The sequence below is a fragment of the Acinetobacter sp. SH20PTE14 genome (genome assembly GCF_021391555.1).
Taxonomy (GTDB): domain Bacteria; phylum Pseudomonadota; class Gammaproteobacteria; order Pseudomonadales; family Moraxellaceae; genus Acinetobacter; species Acinetobacter amyesii.
This window is the reverse complement of the sequence record NZ_CP090067.1, coordinates 2,655,884-2,673,080: the sequence shown is the minus strand read 5'-3', so window position 1 is coordinate 2,673,080 and position 17,197 is coordinate 2,655,884. Positions and strand designations below refer to the sequence as shown.

Here is a 17,197-nt window from a genome sequence, read left to right as displayed (position 1 = left end):
GTGGGTTTAACATCTTGCCACATTGATGTTTAAGCCTGATACATGGAGTGAGGGATGGCCAATTTAACCGATCTACAATTTGATCAGCAGCATATTTGGCATCCCTATACATCGATGACTCAGCCCCTTCCAACGTTTAAAGTGAAACGTGCGCAAGGGGTGATGATTGAGCTTGAAGATGGTCGTCAATTGATTGATGGTATGTCTTCATGGTGGTGTGCGATTCATGGTTATAACCATCCTGAGCTAAATCAAGCTGTGACCGATCAACTGCAACAGATGTCTCATATCATGTTTGGTGGATTGACACATGATCCCGCGATTCAACTGGCTAAATTACTGTTAAAAATCACCCCGCCCAGTTTAGATAAAATCTTCTTTGCTGATTCAGGTTCGGTTGCTGTCGAAGTAGCCTTGAAAATGGCAGTGCAGTATTGGGCGTCTTTGCATCAACCGAATAAAACCAATTTTATCACACCACGTTCTGGCTATCATGGCGACACTTGGAATGCGATGTCTGTGTGTGATCCAGTGACAGGGATGCATCAAATTTTTGGCCCAAGTTTGCCAAATCGAATTTTTGTTCCTGCGCCGCAAGTTGGCTTTGACCAAGCGTGGAATCCTGCGGATATTGCTGAACTAGAAAAGACTCTCTCTGAACAGCATGAAAATGTTGCGGGATTGATTCTAGAGCCTATTGTGCAAGGTGCAGGAGGCATGCGTTTCTACCATCCTGAATATTTGCGTCAAGCTAAATTACTCTGCGAAAAATACAATATCTTGCTGATCTTCGATGAGATCGCGACAGGTTTCGGGCGTACAGGAAAACTCTTTGCTTGGGAATGGGCCGCAGTTGAGCCAGATATTATGTGTATTGGTAAAGGACTGACAGGCGGTTATATGACCTTGTCTGCAACTCTAACCACGCAGAAAGTTGCGAATACGATCAGCCAAGGCGAAGCTGGTGTGTTTATGCATGGCCCAACCTTTATGGCAAATCCGTTGGCATGTGCTGTGGCTGTAAAAAGTACCGAACTGCTGCTGTCTCGAGATTGGCAAGCGAATATTCGACGTATCGAAACACAATTGAAGTTTCATTTACCAGCACTTTCATCGCTTGAACATGTCAAAGATGTGCGAATACTTGGTGCAATTGGTGTGGTGGAATTGACCTTTAATGTAGATATGAAAACCCTACAACAGGAGTTTGTCCGTCGTGGTATTTGGATTCGTCCATTCGGTAAGCTGGTTTATGTTATGCCACCCTATATTATTTCAGAGCATGAATTAAAAAATTTGTTAGAACACATGGTTGAGGTGGTAAAAAACATGGTGCAGCCAGCATGAATCTGCTCAACCATTTTTCAGATCAACTTGATCAACTAAAACAGCAAGGCAACTTACGTCAGTTCACTTCAAATCATCAGCACGATCGTTACATTAGTATTCACGATCACAATATGTTGAATTTAGCGTCAAATGACTATTTAGGTTTGGCTTCAAACCTTCGTCTACGTGAACAGTTTTTTGATGAAACCCCGAACGCACAGCGTTGGATGAGTTCATCCTCATCGCGTTTATTGACAGGAAACTTTTCTGAATATGAACAACTTGAATCAACATTAAGTGATGCCTTTCATGGTCGATCTGCACTGTTATTTAACAGCGGCTATCACATGAATATCGGGATTTTACCTGCACTGGCAGACAGTAAAACCTTGATATTGGCGGATAAGTTAATTCATGCCAGTTTGATTGATGGCATCCGATTATCGACTGCGAAATATGTACGTTATCGCCATAATGATTTGGCGCATCTTTCTCAGCTTTTATGTAAATACCATGAAGATGAGGCTTTTGAGCGGATTATTGTGGTGACTGAATCGATTTTTAGTATGGATGGTGATGAAACCGATTTGGCTGAATTGGTACGGATCAAAAAACAATTTCCTAAAGTGATGTTGTATGTCGATGAGGCGCATGCAATCGGTGTACGCGGTGAGCGTGGTTTAGGCTGTGCTGAGCAATATCGGGTGATGGATGATATTGATCTTTTAGTCGGGACATTTGGTAAAGCACTGGCTTCAATAGGGGGGTATCTCATCTGTCATGCGATTATTCGTGACTATTTGATTAACTCGATGCGACCGTTGATTTTTAGTACTGCACAGCCCCCGATCTGTATGGCGTGGACAGATTTTATTTTCAAGAATGTTTTAAATTTAAAAGCAGAGCGTCACCATTTACAGCAAATCAGTCAAAATTTGCAACAAGCGGTGCAAGACAAAGGTTTTGATTGTCCATCTACATCACATATTGTGCCCGTCATTATTGGCGAGTCGAATAAAACTGTTGCCAAGGCTCAAGCTTTGCAAGCGGCAGGTTTTTATATCATGCCTGTACGTCCACCCACTGTGCCGCAGCATAGTTCGCGCTTACGCATTTCACTCACTGCTCAGATTACACAAACTGATTTGGATCAGTTGACTCAATTGTTGTGAGTGAATTGTGAATAATATTGAAATTGATAAATCCCAAGTGGCATTGCGCTTTGCTCAGGCAAGGCAGAGCTATGCTGAACATGCCGTTGTGCAAAAGCAAATTGCAGTACATTTGGCAGGCTTAATGGCTAAACATCTGCCGTCAGACGAATTCTCTGAAGTTTTGGAAATTGGCTGTGGTTCAGGAAATTTAACCGATCAATTATTAGAGCAGTTTCGTATAAAAAAATTGCTGTTGAATGATCTGTATGTTGAAGTTCAGCAGCATTTTTCAGCACTTTCAAATAGCTCAACTCAAATTGATTGGCTGATTGGTGATATTGAACAGGTGGCGTTGCCAAAGGCTTTAAATCTAGTTGCATCGTGTTCGGCATTGCAATGGTTAACGGATTTCAATGCATTAACGGCTAAAGTGCATAATTCACTTAGTGAGGATGGCTATTTTTGTTTTTCCAGTTTTGGCCCACAAAATTTGATTGAAATAAAAAACTTGACTGGGCAAGGCCTGAATTACTTTAGCGCAGCACAGATAGTGGATATCTTAGTCGGCAATCAATTTGAAATTTTGCATCTATCTGAACAGCGGTATCACTTGGATTTCACTCATCCCAAACAGGTGTTACAGCATTTAAAAGCCACTGGTGTCACGGCAACAGCGAGTGGTTATCGCTGGACAAAACAAAGTCTGCAAAAATTTTATCAAGATTATCAACAGTTTTCTGAAAAAGATGAAGCAGGTCATCTGCAATATGCACTGACCTATCATCCGATTTTTTGTATTGCACGGAGAATGCCATGACAGGGCAAGTTTATTTCATTAGTGGGATCGATACAGGCATCGGTAAAACATATACCACGGGCTATTTGGCTAAAATATGGAATGAACAAGGGGCGCGAACGATCACGCAAAAGTTGATCCAAACAGGCAATGTCGATATTTCTGAGGATATAGAACAACATCGTCAAATTATGGGTACGGGGTTGTTGGTCGAAGATGAAACCAAACTCACGATGCCTGAAATATTTAGTTATCCTGCGTCGCCACATCTCGCCACCAAACTCGATGGACGTGACATTGATTTTGCTAAAATTGAATATGCGACAAAACGTTTAACTGAAAAATATGACAACGTTTTACTCGAAGGTGCGGGTGGTTTGATGGTGCCATTGACTACGGACCTTTTAACCATCGATTATGTTGTAGAGAAACAATATCCCGTTATTTTGGTGACATCTGGTCGTTTGGGCAGCATTAACCATACGATTTTAAGTTTGGAAGCACTAAAAAGTCGGGGCTTAGCACTTTATGCACTGGCTTATAATTTAAATGATGAATCTCAAGATGCATTGATTTCTAAAGATACTGCTGAATATTTAAAAGCATATTTAGCCAAACACTTTCCAGAGGCGTTATGGATTGATGTTCCTGTATTGGCATAATGGGCTAACTCTATATATTGACAATGATGGGGTGTAATTATGACGGATCATGCGTTTATAGAACTTGCGATTCAACTTGCGAAAGAAAATATTGAGCAAGGTGGGCGACCATTTGGTGCTGTGATCGTTAAGCATGGTGCTGTGGTGAGTACAGGGGTGAATGAAATATTAATCTCGGGCGATCCGACATCTCATGCCGAGTTAAATGCATTAAGACAAGCCGCACAAAATTTAAATACGACGTCTTTGAAGGACTGTGTCGTTTATGCGAGCGGACAACCATGTCCAATGTGTTTGGCGGCTCTGCGAATGGCTGGAGTTGAAAAAATTGTATATGCTTATTCAAATGCTGATGCAGAAGCCTATGGTTTATCTACAGCAGAGATTGCCGAAAAATTAAGACTTGAACCACATGAACAGCAAGGGTTAAGTTTTAGTCAGTTAAAGCCAAACTGTGATCATGAGCTATATGATTTTTGGAAGCAGAAAAATACTTAATAAATACTATGTGTTTATTTCTGAGTCACTAACTGGATAGATTTCTGTGAAGAATTAAAAAAGCCAACTGAGGTGATCAGTTGGCTTTTTTTGTTGGGGAGCAATTATTGATTTGCTGAGACCCCAATTTTTTTGACATTCAAACGTTGTGCTGCTGCCATCACCATAGCGACATCTTTATATTCTGTCATTTTGTCAGGTTGCACTTTGATCGTATCTTGATCTGCTTGTTGTGCAACACCAGCAAAAAGTGTTTCTAAAGCTTGCTTATTGGCAACGGGTTGACCATTCCAAAATAATTTACCCTGCGCATCAATCCGTAAAGTGACTGGCTCAGGCGGCTTTTCATTGGTTGGCGGTGGCGTACCGTTTGGCAAATCAATATTGATCGAATTATTTGGAATTGGAATTGTGATAATAAACATAATGAGCAAAACCAACATCACATCGATCAATGGCGTCATGTTGACGTCCAACATAACATCATCGTCTTTATCGGAACCGACATTCATTCCCATACCTTGTCCCTCATCCGATTATGGTGCGGCAACAGGGGTGGTGACAAAAGCAATTTTGCCAATTCCTGCTGCTTGTGTTGCACTAATGACTTCATCAATCGCTTCATATTTTGTCACCTGATCGCCACGGATATGAACTTCAGGTTGCGGACGCTTTTTAGCTTCCGCTTGTAGTCGACTGATCAGCGTATCTTTATCTGCAATGTATTTTTCATTCCAGAAGATATCGCCATTTTTATTGACAGCAATCTGAATATTGATCGGTTTGGTTTCATAAGGCGTGTTCTTTTCCTCAGGCAACTTCACCGGAACTGTATGGATTGCAACAGGTACTGTAATTAAGAAAATAATGAGCAGCACCAACATAATATCAACCAAAGGTGTTGTATTAATGGCTGAAATTACATCATCTTCGTCACCATCTGAATTGACCATCATTCCCATGGCTGATGCCTCTCTTATTTTGTGTCGTTATTATTGTTTTTGATCTCACCGCTTAAAAGTACGGTGTGTAGATCTGAACCAAAGGTACGAACATTATCTAGAACTGCTTTATTACGACGCGTTAACCAGTTATAGCCAAGAACTGCAGGTACTGCTACAGCCAAACCAATTGCCGTCATAATTAGGGCTTCACCGACCGGGCCTGCAACTTTATCAATAGATGCTTGGCCTGAAATACCAATTGCCGTTAAAGCATGGTAAATACCCCAAACTGTACCGAACAAACCCACAAATGGTGCAGTCGAACCTACAGTTGCGAGGAAAGCTAATCCACCACTTAAATGGCTTTGAATTTTATCGATAGCACGCTGGATTGAAATAGTCACCCATGTGTTGAAGTCGATACGTTCTAACAGGTTGCCACCATGTTTTTTAGTTGAATTGATGCCTTTTTCTGCAATGAAGCGGTAGGCGCTAGACTCATCAAGCGTTTCAGCAGCGCTATCAATTGAAGCAGCATCCCAAAATTTAGCTTCGGCTTCTTTGCCTTGACGTTTAATTTTAGCTTGTTGAATAAATTTAGTGACCATGATGTACCAAGTTCCAATCGACATCAGGACCAAGATAAAGAGTGTCGATTTAGCAACGATGTCACCTTCACGCCATAGTGCTTCTAAGCCATACGGGTTATAGACTTCTTTGGTTGCTGTAGGCATTGGTGGCGGTGCAGGTGTATTTGTTGTAGTCGTAGTTTCTACTTGTGTTGTTGCAGTATTTGCAGATTCTTCAGCAAATGCAGCTTGCAGTGGGAGTAATGTACTTGTTACTAAAACTGTAGCAGATGCAAAAATACGTGCAGATTTCATCATTTTATTCATTCATATTCTCCAAATTTTTGTAGATTTATTAATCAAGTTTAAATTCGTATTCAAGTTCATACCAATCTTCAACTGGCTCACCATTTTTGAGTGCAGGTTTAAAAGTACATAAGCTGAATGCTTTACTTGCGGATTTATCTAAAGATTTAGTACCACTCGATTTTTTAACCTTCACTTGCTTTGCACTTCCATCTGTACCAACAAGAACAGAAATATGGACTGTGCCTATTTCTCCAGCCATTTCGGCCTCACGTGGATATGGTGGTTCTTTACATCCAACACTTCCTTCAGAAGCACCACGTGTTTCTCCAGCTGGTTTTGGAGCAGGGGCAGGTGCTGGAGCTGCTGCAGCTACAGGTGCTGGTGCTGGTGCTGCCACAGGACTAGGAGATGGGGAAGCTGTAGGCGTAGGTGTTGAAACGGCTTTAACTGTTTGAGTTGGTGCAGCTTTTTCAACGACCTTTTGTTCAGGTTGAGGGTCTGGTGTTTTGAGCACTTCCTTAACGAGTTTTGGTAATTCAGGTGGTTTTTCAATTGGTTTCGGTTTTTCTGGCTCAGGTTTTTTATCTTGAATAATGATTAATTCAACAGGTTCTTCTACAGTTTTCTCACCTTTTTTGGACAGGCCAGTAATTAATCCGTAGAGTACAATGAGATGCAGAAGAATGACTGCCCCAATTCCGATCAGGCGTTTGCCGGAATTATTTTCTAATTCGGAAAAGCTTTTGCCCATTACTACTCCTGAAATGTGAGACAAACAATCAATAGTGAAATTGGCACTTGAGATATAAGTGTTTTTTGCATTTTTTATGTTTGACTAATTAATTAAATAAATAGTGCAAGTACGATTCCTATTGGAATCGTACTTGCAAATTTAGCTTTTAGAACTTGTAAGTACCGCGGACATAGAATGTACGACCAGTAGGATCGCTATAACGTGGGTCATAGCCATATTGGAAGTTATCTAAAACGTTCGATGCTGCAGGTTCTTCAGCAAAGATATTTTTGATACCACCAGTGAGCTCTAAGTTTTTAAATCCACTGTAAGTTGTTGCAATGTTATAAAGGGTGTAGTCAGGAACACGATGTTTGTCGAACTGTGCTTTCCCAGTTTGGTTTTGGTCGTCATAACCACGGAAGAACTGTTGTTCAAAAATCATTTTCCAGTTTTCATAACTCCAGTTTAGATTTGCTGTGTGTTTCCAACGTAAAACAGCTGGATCGTCATACACGCCAACTAAGCCTTCCCAAGCACCATCTTTTTCTTCTTGATAGTCATTTTTGATGACATAGGTACCATTAATGCCAAAGCCGAAACGACCTGTCGCGGTTAATGGTGAAAGATAATCTAAGCTAATGTCGATACCTTGAGTTTTAATACCCCCTGTATTCATTAGAATGGTATTGATGTATTCAATACGACCATCGGCACCACGCACGAATAATGAAGCATATTTCTCAGGATCTTCAAAAATTGAAGTTTCACCCACTTGGCCAACTAATTCTTCAATTTCAATGTTGTAATAATCAACAGCTAAAACTAAGTTTTTAATTGGTTCGTAAACAAAACCAGCGGTAAATGTTTTAGATTCTTCTGGCTGAAGATCTGGGTTACCACCTTGCATACGGTAGAACTGAGTATTACATTCGGTTTGATATTGAGGTGAAGTTGGATTACCGCCTGGACAAAGGACAGGGTCGTTATATTTTGCGCCAGTGTAGGTTTTGCTTTGTTGCGCATTAATTTCCCAAAGGCTTGGAGCACGGAAACCAGTACTGTATGTACTACGGAACATAAGTTGCTTCATTGGTTCCCAACGAATACCGACTTTTGGATTGAAAGTGTCGCCAAAATCGCTGTAGTCGTCATAACGTGCTGCAAGTTGAGCTTCAATCGTTTTGGTAATTGGAATTTGAAGCTCAGCAAAAGCGGCAGTAATATCTCGGTCACCTTTACTCAGAGGTTTGTCAGGGTCAATACCACTACCCGGTACAAGGCGTACTAACTCAGAGTTAACTTTTGCTTCCCAATCTTGAGTTGTAAAACTTCCACCAAATGCAAAACCAACATCACCAGCTGGTAAGGTGTAAATCGGGCGGCTCACGGTAAAGTCAAATGTTGTGGAATCAAGTGTTGCTTCGTTTGTTGTACCACTCACATTTAAAGAGTTCCAAACGTTAGCATCTGCAGATGGACCAAATGGGTTGATTGTGCCGTCATTTAATCCTTCTTGTAGTTTGTTACGATTTAAGTATCCACTAACAAAGCTATCCGATGCTTCGCCTTTTGCGTAAGTTACGCCACCGTTGATATCCCAACCGTATGCTTCACCTTCAAGTCCAGCAAAAATACGATGAGATTCATTGATAGATTGTGAAACACGGTTGCCCGCTTGAGAGCGTAAGTAAAGTTGTAATGGATCACCACTTAAACCATCAACACCAGGGGTAATACCCTCGCCTGGATAATATTGACTGCTTTTAGGAATCGTGACAGAGCGGCTGTAGACGTCTGGAGCAATAGATGTCGTCACTTTGCTTTTTGCATAGACATATTCACCAATAGCGTTGAAGTTATCGCTAAGTTTGATGGTTGCACGACCAATTGCAGACAAGTCCTCAGTTTCTGGCTGAATACCAATTAAAGCTTGCGTATTAAGGAAGCAGAGTCCGCCATCTTCAGTGACATTGGTTAAATTATTACAATTGGCTGCACCACCATACGGGTTCGCTAATACACCTTCAGGATTTCCGTCAGCATCTAAAGGCCCGCCGTTTGGATCAAGAAAGTTAGCAGGGAAGCCATTTGCTGAACCAGCATCGATACCTAACTCAGGTAGAAGGCCACCACGACGGCTGACTTTACGGTCTTTTGCCATAATTTCTTTGGCTTTACGGTAGTCAATTGCGCCATAAACGTTAAAACCTTGTTCATCTAAGTCGCCATAGCCACCAAAAATCGAAACATCGTATTCTTCGCCGCCTTTATCTTCTGGTTTGAGTAAACCACCGCTAATACCTAAGCCAGTGTATTGTTTTTTTGTAATAAAGTTAATTACACCTGCGATTGCATCTGCACCATAAATTGCAGAGGCACCATCACGTAAAACCTCAATACGTTCAACCATTGCAAGCGGAATAGTATTTAAGTTGGTCTCAGATGTACTAAATGGGCTATAAGCCAAACGACGTCCATTAAGTAAGACGAGGGTTTTATCTGATCCTAAGCCACGTAAGTTCGCTGTTGAGCCTGACGTATTACTTGCACCAACGTTTTGCGCTGTACTGTAGCCCGCTTGGTTCGCACTAATTTTAGTTAAGGCTTCTTCAGTCGTTGTAACCCCTTGTTTAGTTAATTCTTCAACTTTAATCACCGTAATAGGTGAAGAACTTTGAGCAGAAACCCCTTTAATGGATGAACCAGTCACAGTTACTTTGGCTACTTTCGTTGGCTTTACTGTTTCTTCTTCATTTGTTTCTGCTGCATGCGCTAAAGATAAACACAGCATACTTAAACTAAGAGTACTTAATTTAAGTATTGTTTTGCTAAATGGTGTGCCCCCCACAGATTTAGCATTTTTTTTCTCTTTCATAGTAAAAGTATTCCTTTTTGTTGTAGTTAGCGATATTGCTTGATTCTTTTTAAGCAATTCAAGTGCCAAATTTATATTTAAATTTTATTTTCAAATATAAAATACTGATAAATATCTACATTATTGAGTTTAAAGTGGAGAACTTTAAGATGAACGGTAAGTATATTTTTTTTAAAGTTATCCTTTTAATTAGGTTTTATCAGGAATTTAACTTTTGATCAAAAGTTTTTTTAAAAATATGATTAGGTGCAAATTAAACCTTAAAAAGTGTGAATTAATTCATATTTATGTGTTTGATTTATAAGGTTAATAAGAGAAATAAATAAAAAATAAAAACATATAATTCATTGGTTTATATGCTGATGACTTGTCATTTCATCTGAAGGTGATCCATTATGAATCAGGAATGTATTATATTTGTGCAAAATATGCTTGGATGCGTTCAACAACAAGAGTTGAATTTTTGATAAAAACGAGCTTTACTCAGAAAGTCGCTATTAGTATAAATTTATCTTAAAAAATGAATTTAAAAGGATATTTAATTCAGATAACTTTCAACCAAGGAGTGGTGGCATGAATTTCGCTTTATATTAATTACTGTATTAAGTTCTACGTTTAAAACTTAATTTAAACTGGTTCATTTTATTTTAGTAAAGTGGCTTTATTTAAAGTCTGCTTGCGGCTTTGTATTATTAAAAAATCATCAGAAAGGAAAAGGTTTGGAAACTAGAAAATTTAAAATAGCGCTCCTTGCATTATTAATTTCAACAGGGATGATGGCCGAGGTTCAAGCTTCTGCACAATCGAATAAAGTTTTAAATATTGCATTTGAAGCACCGGATGATGGTTTTGATATGGTCAAAACCTATAATTATTATAGTGGCAATATTGCGGAAGCCATTTTTGAACCCTTATTGAAATATGACTATCTAGCACGTCCTGTTGTTCTTGTTCCAAATACTATTGAAACGATGCCAAAGATTGAACAAGAAGGAAAAGTCTATACCTTCAAAATCAAACGAGGCATCCATTTTTCAGATGATCCAGCCTTTAAGGGAAAAAAACGCGAGCTAGTTGCGCAAGATTACATTTACGCGATTCAACGAATTTTAGATCCAGCTAACCGTTCTCCGACCTATTCATTTATTGATGGCAAAATCTTAGGAGGGGATGCGGTCGTTGCGGATGCAAAGAAGTCAGGAAAATTTAATTACAATGCGGCTATTGCCGGCCTAAAAGCGATAGATCCTTATACTTTGCAAATTACTTTGACGCGCCCTGACTATAATTTTCAATATATTTTGGCCTATGTTACGTTTGGTGCAATTTCAAAAGAAGTTGTTGAATTTTATGGCAATAAAATTGCACAGCATCCTGTGGGAACAGGACCGTATCAGCTCAGTAAATATGTTCCACGTAGCAAGATAGAATTGGTTGCAAACCCGAATTATCGTGGTTTTGTCTGGAATTTTAAATCGACAGGCACCGCTTGGGACAATCAGTTAGTTAAAGAAATGAACGGGAAGAAAATGCCACAAATCGGCAAGGTTTCCGTCAGTATTATTGAAGAAGAACAGTCACGGTGGTTAGCATTTAAAACAGGGCAGCTAAATTTTGATAAATTGACCTCAAATGCTGTCCCACAAGCCTTAGATTCGCAAAATAAACTTAAGCCTGATATGCAAAAGCTCGGCATTAAGCATTATCCAAATAAAGACGCTGAAATCACCTACAGCATGTTCAATATGCAAGACCCGCTTGTCGGTGGTCAAAGCCTTGAAAAGATCGCTTTACGCCGTGCCATCAGCATGTCATACAATCAAGCTGAATCGATTAAACAGTTATATCAAGGGCAGGCCGTAAAGGCTGAAATGTTTTTACCAGAAGGCGTGAGTGGCTTTAATCCAAAATATCGCAGTAGTTTGGGATATAACCCATTGCTGGCTAATAAATTACTGGATCGATTTGGGTATAAGAAAGGTGCTGATGGTTATCGAACTTTGCCCGATGGTAAAGCGTTGACCTTAAAAATAAATACTGAAAATAGCTCTAAATCGGTGATTCAATCTGAGTTGTGGAAAAAAAATCTCGATGCCATTGGGATACGGGTACAGTTTAAGGTCAGTAACTTTGCTGACAATTTAAAAGAAGCAATGCAATGTAAATATATGATGTGGTCTGGAGCGTGGATTGCAGATTATCCTGAAGGGGAGAACTTTGCTCAATTACTATATGGGCCAAATTCAGGACAAGGGAATTTAAGTTGTTATCAATCTAAAGCTTATGACGCATTATATAAGCAAGCTATTGTGTTGAAACCTAAAGATCGTGAACCTTTTTATGAAAAAATGAACCGTCAAATTGAAGCGGATAACCCTTGGATTATCCATTCTACACGGATTCGTAATTGGTTAATTCACCCTGAAATTCAGGGGTATAAAACACATCCAATGATGAACACCAGTTGGCAATATCTCGATATTCAGCCTAGTAAAAAATAATTGAGTCAGGATTACAATGAAGCGAAATTCGAATTTTACGCTCACCAAATTTGCTACAGCGTGTTTGATGGGGGGAGTGTTGTTCAGTGCGATGCCGACATTAGCATTGGCAAAGAATCCAGCAGATCCAAATAAAGTTTTACGTCATATTTTCCCTGTCGCAGAAACAGGTTTTGACCCAGTTGGCGTGCATGATCTGTATTCTGCACATGTGAATACATCAATCTTTGAAACCTTATATACCTATGACTATTTAGCATCGCCGGCAAAGTTGGTTCCTAAAACGGCTGCTGCGATGCCAGAAATCAGTGCTGATGGTTTGACTTATACCATTCGCCTGCAAAAAGGCATTTTTTTTGCTGATGATCCTGTATTTAAAGGCAAAAAAAGAGAATTAACCTCGGCTGATTATGCATATACCTTTAGACGTTTAGTCGATCCACAACTTCGTTCACCAAACAGTTGGCTACTCGATGGTCGCATTTTAGGCATGGAGAAGGTTCTAGAAAAGGCGAAAAAAACAGGTAAGTTTGATTATGATGCGCCCATTGAAGGCATACAAACCCCTGATCGGTATACCCTTGTCATTCGTTTAAATTCTCCAGATCAAAACTTTCCAATGTTATTGGCTCATCAACCTGCATCGGCCATGGCACGTGAAGTGGTCGAAAAATATCGAGACAAAGCGGGTTTTGTGATGGGTAAACCTGTGGGCACAGGGCCATATATTTTGACACGCTGGACACCTGGTTCACGAATTATTTTAAAGGCCAATCCAAACTTTCGTGGCTTTGTCTGGGACTTTAAAGCATCAGATGCCAAAGATGAAAAGATTGTAAAAGCCATGCAAGGTAAAAAAATGCCGCAAATTGGCGTGATTGATATTCAGGTGATGGAAGAATCACAATCACGTTGGTTGACCTTTGCAAAAAATGAAGCGGATTTGTTGGTACTAGATGGAGATTTGTCGGTACAAGCCTTAAAAGATGGAGAGCTAAAGCCTGAGTTGGCTAAAAAAGGCATCCAAATGTCGCGGATTTCTGACCCCTCTATCGACTATCACTATTGGAATATGCAAAACCCTGTGGTTGGAGGTTTTAGTAAAGAAAAAATTGCATTACGTCGTGCAATGGCGATGGCTTATTCAGCAGATAATCAAATCAAAATTTTGATGAATGGTGATGCACAAAAATTACAAAGCCCAATTCCACTCGGCGTTGTCGGCTATGACCCGAATTATAAGTCGAGTATTCCATACTCAGTTAAAGCGGCAAATTTATTGCTCGATCGTTATAACTATAAAGTCGGCGCAGATGGCTGGCGTACTCAACCGAATGGTAAACCGCTAACGATTGAAATGACGATATCGGGCAATAGTAGCCGTAGTCAGCAGTTGGGTGAATTTTGGAAGAAAACTTTAGATAGCATCAAAATTAAAATGACAACAAAGTCGATGCCATTTGCAGAAGCTTTAAAAGCCGAAAAACAGTGTAAAACCATGTTTAAAGCATCTGCATGGATCGCAGACTATCCAGATGCAGACAATTTTATGCAATTGTTCTATGGCAAAAATATCAATGTCACCAACAACGGCTGTTCAAAAATTCCTGAATACGACCGTTTATATGAACAGACGCAGCGTATGAAACCGGGACCGGAGCGTGATGCAATCTATCGGAAAATGTCACGCATATTAGAAGTGTACATGCCTGTCCAAATTAATTATGCACGTTACCGTAGTGTGTTGTCGCAACCACGCGTGATTGGTTATAAAAAGCATCCAATTTTGGCAACAGAATGGATGTACATCGATATTGACCCGAAAAAATAAAATGGAACAAAACTGGAGAAATTATGAAAAATAAAGCTTTGAAACTCACCACCCTCAGTATGTTGATGATCGGCGCTAGCCAATTCGTTCAAGCCGAAGATTCAATACGGAGTACTTTGCCAAAGTTCCAAGCCAAAGAAATACCTGCGCTGTGTGATGCCAAAATTCAGCAAGTGAAAACAGATTTAGCGGCATTTGAGCAAAAAAAGATAAAAAATAATGCAAAAGCAGCACCTGTTTTGGCGGAGTGGGATCAAATTTTTGCCAAATTTGAAGATTTTTATGGACCAATCGGACTATATAGCAACGTCGATCCTGATGAGGTTTTACGTAAGGCTGCGGAAGATTGTGAAATTAAAATTATGGAGTTTCAAACTTCGGTTTATCAAAATCCAAAACTTTATGAGCAAATTAAAAAACTCAAAACCAATGACGAAATTGATAAAAAAATGCGTCAAGACATCTTGGATGGTTTTGAAAATACAGGGGTACAATTTACACCTGAAAAACGTGCTCGTTTGAAAGCTATCTTTGATGAATTAGCAAAAATTGAACAAGAATATGCGCGTAATGTACGAGATAATAAAGAAAAACTGGAGTTTACACCGGCGGAGTTGAAAGGCTTGCCAGACAGCTATATTTCGGGCTTAAAGAAAAATGAAAAGGGCAATTATTTGCTCGGTTTTGAATACCCAGAATACCGTCCATTTATGGAACTAGCAGAAAGCGATGATGCGCGTAAGCGTTACCAAACTGCATTCACGCGTCGCGGTACTGAGAAAAACTTAGTATTGTTAAAGCAAGCAATGGATTTACGTTATGAAATTGCGCAGCTCTTTGGCAAAAAAAGCTATGCCGAATGGGTGTTGCAACACCGTATGGCAAAAGACCCTGAAACAGTGAATAAGTTCTTAGCCGATGTTCATCAAACGGTGGCACCTTTAGAGAAAAAAGAAGTTGAGACTTTACGTGAGTTCAAAGCGAAAAGCCTGAAAATTCCATTCGAAAAAGCTGAAATCAATCGCTGGAGTGAGAGTTACTGGAGTGAAAAACTTCGCAAAGAAAAGTACCAAATCGATCAAGAAAAATTGCGTGACTATTTCCCAACCCAAGCATCTCAAGAATGGATTTTTGCCATTTCATCTGACCTTTATGGTATTGAATTTAAGCCTGCGAAAGTCGATGTTTGGCAGTCAGAAGTTGAATATTACGATGTAAAAGATAAAAAGACCGGTGAGTTGCTTGGTGGTTTATATATCGATAAATACCCACGTGAAGGGAAGTATGGTCATGCGGCTGTTTGGGGCGTAAAAGGTGGTAGTACCTTGACTAAGCGTAAACCGATTTCTGCTTTGGTGACTAATTTTAACCGTAAAGGTCTAAATAGTGATGAACTTGAAACCTTTGTTCATGAGTTTGGTCATGCTTTGCACGGTATTTTGTCCAATACACGCTATGCATCTCAATCGGGGACTTCAGTAGAGCGCGACTTTGTAGAAGCGCCTTCACAAATGTATGAAGAGTGGGCACGTCGTAAAGAAACTTTATCTACGCTTGCAAATTACTGTAATCCAGCGTGTCCACCTGTAGATGATGCCCTGATTAATAAATTAAAAGCAGTTCATAGCTATGGACGTGGTTTACATTATGCACGTCAAGCCTTGTATGCAAAATATGATATGGCACTTCACTCATCAGATGCTTTGAGTGTTAAACCTTTAGATGTTTGGAAGAAAATGGAAGGCGAGACAGCTTTAGGCTATGTCTCAAGTACTGAATTCCCAGGACAATTCAACCATATCATGGGCGGTTATCAAGTTGGCTATTATGGCTATATGTGGTCTGAAGTGATGGCACTCGATATGTTGTCTGCTTTCGGAGATAACCTAAATAACCCTGAAGTGGGACAACGCTACCGCAAAACGATCTTGTCGCAAGGTGGTCAATATGAAGCAGAAAAATTGGTGCATGATTTCTTAGGTCGTAAACCTGATAACAAAGCTTTCTTTGATGAAATTACTGGACAACGAGTGAAGTAAGGACAACTTTATGCTGGCATATATCATACGGCGTATATGGCAGATGATCCCAACGATGTTGGGGGTTGTTCTGCTCATATTCTTCTTATTTAACTGGGTAGGTGGGGACCCTGCATATATTCTAGCAGGCAAAATGTCGAACCCAGAGCAAATTGAAAACATCCGTCAACAGTTGGGGGTTGATCAACCCTACTATGTCCAATTGTGGATTTTCATTAAGCAGATTTTAACTTTTGATTATGGAATGAGTTGGAGTACAGGTGAGTCGGTGTCAGATATTATTTTGACCCGTCTAGGACCATCACTGACGATTTTAATTCCTTTAACCATTTTGCAAACGATCATTTCAATTGGTTTGGCACTTGCTGTGGCTTCAGTTCGTGGCACATTAACCGATCGTATGATTATGATGCTATGTACGATTGGTATGTCGATTAGTATTTTGGTTTACATTATTGTTTTCCAATACGTTTTTGCATATCAGTTAAGCTGGTTTCCGGTTCAAGGCTGGAGTGATCACTTTAGCGAAAACTTATTTAAATACGGGTTATTGCCTATCTTAATTATGTTGGTGGTGAGTATTGCACCAACTTTGCGCTTGTACCGTAGTTTTGTATTGGATGAAGTCAATCAAGACTATGTTCGAACTGCGCGTGCGAAAGGGGTGGGTGAAAGCCGTATTTTAGGTGTACATGTACTGCGTAACGCCTCAATTCCAATTATTACCGATGTCATGTCGAGTCTACCGGCACTGCTGATAGGCGCTTTCCTGATTGAAAGATTCTTTGGTATTCCGGGTATTGGTCGTGAAGTCATTATTGCTGTTGAACGCAGTGACTTCCCTGTCATTAAGGCGATTACGGTCTACGTTGCAGCGGCTACAATGATTTTTAACTTAATCGCGGATTTGATTTATAAACTTGTCGATCCACGCGTTCAGTTGAAGTAGGTGGC

The 17,197-nt window shown here is 40.0% G+C and carries 14 protein-coding genes; 9 read left to right on the top strand and 5 right to left on the bottom strand.

All coding sequences use genetic code 11. The annotated features are described in order from the left end of the window. Nucleotides 1-54: 54 nt before the first annotated feature. The 5 genes from bioA to LXF01_RS13045 are packed head-to-tail and all read left to right on the top strand — an operon-like array spanning nucleotide 55 to nucleotide 4,439. Nucleotides 55-1,347 carry an adenosylmethionine--8-amino-7-oxononanoate transaminase gene (gene bioA, locus LXF01_RS13065; RefSeq protein WP_233944514.1) on the top strand — a complete coding sequence of 431 codons (1,293 nt, stop codon included), beginning with the start codon at nucleotides 55-57 and terminating at the stop codon, nucleotides 1,345-1,347. Continuing rightward, complete coding sequence (locus LXF01_RS13060; protein WP_233944513.1) at nucleotides 1,344-2,501, top strand: 8-amino-7-oxononanoate synthase; 1,158 nt, start codon at nucleotides 1,344-1,346, stop codon at nucleotides 2,499-2,501. The genes bioA and LXF01_RS13060 overlap by 4 nt, the downstream gene beginning before the upstream one ends. Before the next feature lie 7 nt (nucleotides 2,502-2,508). Further along, the gene (gene bioC / locus LXF01_RS13055; protein WP_233944512.1) at nucleotides 2,509-3,300 is read left to right on the top strand and encodes a malonyl-ACP O-methyltransferase BioC; all 792 of its coding nucleotides are present in this window, start codon (nucleotides 2,509-2,511) and stop codon (nucleotides 3,298-3,300) included. Beyond that, a complete protein-coding gene (gene bioD / locus LXF01_RS13050; protein ID WP_233944511.1) occupies nucleotides 3,297-3,941 on the top strand; it encodes a dethiobiotin synthase in 645 nt (214 codons plus the stop codon). Before bioC ends, bioD begins: the two co-directional genes overlap by 4 nt. Nucleotides 3,942-3,980: 39 nt before the next feature. Further along, the gene (locus LXF01_RS13045) at nucleotides 3,981-4,439 is read left to right on the top strand and encodes a nucleoside deaminase (RefSeq protein WP_180157197.1); all 459 of its coding nucleotides are present in this window, start codon (nucleotides 3,981-3,983) and stop codon (nucleotides 4,437-4,439) included. Nucleotides 4,440-4,543: 104 nt separating this feature from the next. Here LXF01_RS13045 and LXF01_RS13040 read toward each other — a convergent pair whose 3' ends face one another. The 5 genes from LXF01_RS13040 to LXF01_RS13020 all read right to left on the bottom strand — a co-directional run bounded on the left by LXF01_RS13040 (nucleotide 4,544) and on the right by LXF01_RS13020 (nucleotide 9,872). Then, nucleotides 4,544-4,957: an ExbD/TolR family protein gene (locus tag LXF01_RS13040; RefSeq protein ID WP_078190075.1), complete on the bottom strand. Its 414-nt coding sequence runs from the start codon at nucleotides 4,955-4,957 to the stop codon at nucleotides 4,544-4,546. Between the two features lie 18 nt (nucleotides 4,958-4,975). Further along, nucleotides 4,976-5,401, bottom strand: a complete 426-nt coding sequence (locus LXF01_RS13035; RefSeq protein ID WP_078190074.1) for an ExbD/TolR family protein — start codon at nucleotides 5,399-5,401, stop codon at nucleotides 4,976-4,978. A gap of 14 nt (nucleotides 5,402-5,415) precedes the next feature. Further along, complete coding sequence (locus LXF01_RS13030; RefSeq protein ID WP_233944510.1) at nucleotides 5,416-6,279, bottom strand: MotA/TolQ/ExbB proton channel family protein; 864 nt, start codon at nucleotides 6,277-6,279, stop codon at nucleotides 5,416-5,418. A 28-nt stretch (nucleotides 6,280-6,307) separates the two neighbouring features. After that, complete coding sequence (locus LXF01_RS13025; protein ID WP_180121264.1) at nucleotides 6,308-7,012, bottom strand: energy transducer TonB; 705 nt, start codon at nucleotides 7,010-7,012, stop codon at nucleotides 6,308-6,310. A 148-nt stretch (nucleotides 7,013-7,160) separates the two neighbouring features. Next, the gene (locus LXF01_RS13020) at nucleotides 7,161-9,872 is read right to left on the bottom strand and encodes a TonB-dependent receptor (protein ID WP_233944509.1); all 2,712 of its coding nucleotides are present in this window, start codon (nucleotides 9,870-9,872) and stop codon (nucleotides 7,161-7,163) included. A gap of 773 nt (nucleotides 9,873-10,645) precedes the next feature. Here LXF01_RS13020 and LXF01_RS13015 point away from each other — a divergent pair. From LXF01_RS13015 to LXF01_RS13000, 4 genes are all read left to right on the top strand, one after another. After that, nucleotides 10,646-12,373 carry an ABC transporter substrate-binding protein gene (locus LXF01_RS13015; protein ID WP_233945477.1) on the top strand — a complete coding sequence of 576 codons (1,728 nt, stop codon included), beginning with the start codon at nucleotides 10,646-10,648 and terminating at the stop codon, nucleotides 12,371-12,373. Nucleotides 12,374-12,440: 67 nt separating this feature from the next. Beyond that, nucleotides 12,441-14,204: an ABC transporter substrate-binding protein gene (locus LXF01_RS13010; protein ID WP_442781373.1), complete on the top strand. Its 1,764-nt coding sequence runs from the start codon at nucleotides 12,441-12,443 to the stop codon at nucleotides 14,202-14,204. Nucleotides 14,205-14,227: 23 nt separating this feature from the next. Next, nucleotides 14,228-16,243 carry a M3 family metallopeptidase gene (locus LXF01_RS13005; protein WP_233944507.1) on the top strand — a complete coding sequence of 672 codons (2,016 nt, stop codon included), beginning with the start codon at nucleotides 14,228-14,230 and terminating at the stop codon, nucleotides 16,241-16,243. A 10-nt stretch (nucleotides 16,244-16,253) separates the two neighbouring features. Continuing rightward, the gene (locus LXF01_RS13000; protein WP_078190067.1) at nucleotides 16,254-17,192 is read left to right on the top strand and encodes an ABC transporter permease; all 939 of its coding nucleotides are present in this window, start codon (nucleotides 16,254-16,256) and stop codon (nucleotides 17,190-17,192) included. Nucleotides 17,193-17,197 lie beyond the last annotated feature (5 nt).

Bases quoted from the DNA above. Each gene is read 5' to 3' on its own strand.
- LXF01_RS13025 (WP_180121264.1), bottom strand. From the start codon at position 7,012: ATGGGCAAAAGCTTTTCCGAATTAGAAAATAATTCCGGCAAACGCCTG.
- LXF01_RS13015 (WP_233945477.1), top strand. From the start codon at position 10,646: ATGATGGCCGAGGTTCAAGCTTCTGCACAATCGAATAAAGTTTTAAAT.
- bioA (WP_233944514.1), top strand. From the start codon at position 55: ATGGCCAATTTAACCGATCTACAATTTGATCAGCAGCATATTTGGCAT.
- LXF01_RS13060 (WP_233944513.1), top strand. From the start codon at position 1,344: ATGAATCTGCTCAACCATTTTTCAGATCAACTTGATCAACTAAAACAG.
- LXF01_RS13010 (WP_442781373.1), top strand. From the start codon at position 12,441: ATGGGGGGAGTGTTGTTCAGTGCGATGCCGACATTAGCATTGGCAAAG.
- LXF01_RS13035 (WP_078190074.1), bottom strand. From the start codon at position 5,401: ATGGGAATGATGGTCAATTCAGATGGTGACGAAGATGATGTAATTTCA.
- LXF01_RS13030 (WP_233944510.1), bottom strand. From the start codon at position 6,279: ATGAATAAAATGATGAAATCTGCACGTATTTTTGCATCTGCTACAGTT.
- LXF01_RS13045 (WP_180157197.1), top strand. From the start codon at position 3,981: ATGACGGATCATGCGTTTATAGAACTTGCGATTCAACTTGCGAAAGAA.
- LXF01_RS13000 (WP_078190067.1), top strand. From the start codon at position 16,254: ATGCTGGCATATATCATACGGCGTATATGGCAGATGATCCCAACGATG.
- LXF01_RS13040 (WP_078190075.1), bottom strand. From the start codon at position 4,957: ATGGGAATGAATGTCGGTTCCGATAAAGACGATGATGTTATGTTGGAC.
- bioD (WP_233944511.1), top strand. From the start codon at position 3,297: ATGACAGGGCAAGTTTATTTCATTAGTGGGATCGATACAGGCATCGGT.
- LXF01_RS13005 (WP_233944507.1), top strand. From the start codon at position 14,228: ATGAAAAATAAAGCTTTGAAACTCACCACCCTCAGTATGTTGATGATC.
- LXF01_RS13020 (WP_233944509.1), bottom strand. From the start codon at position 9,872: ATGAAAGAGAAAAAAAATGCTAAATCTGTGGGGGGCACACCATTTAGC.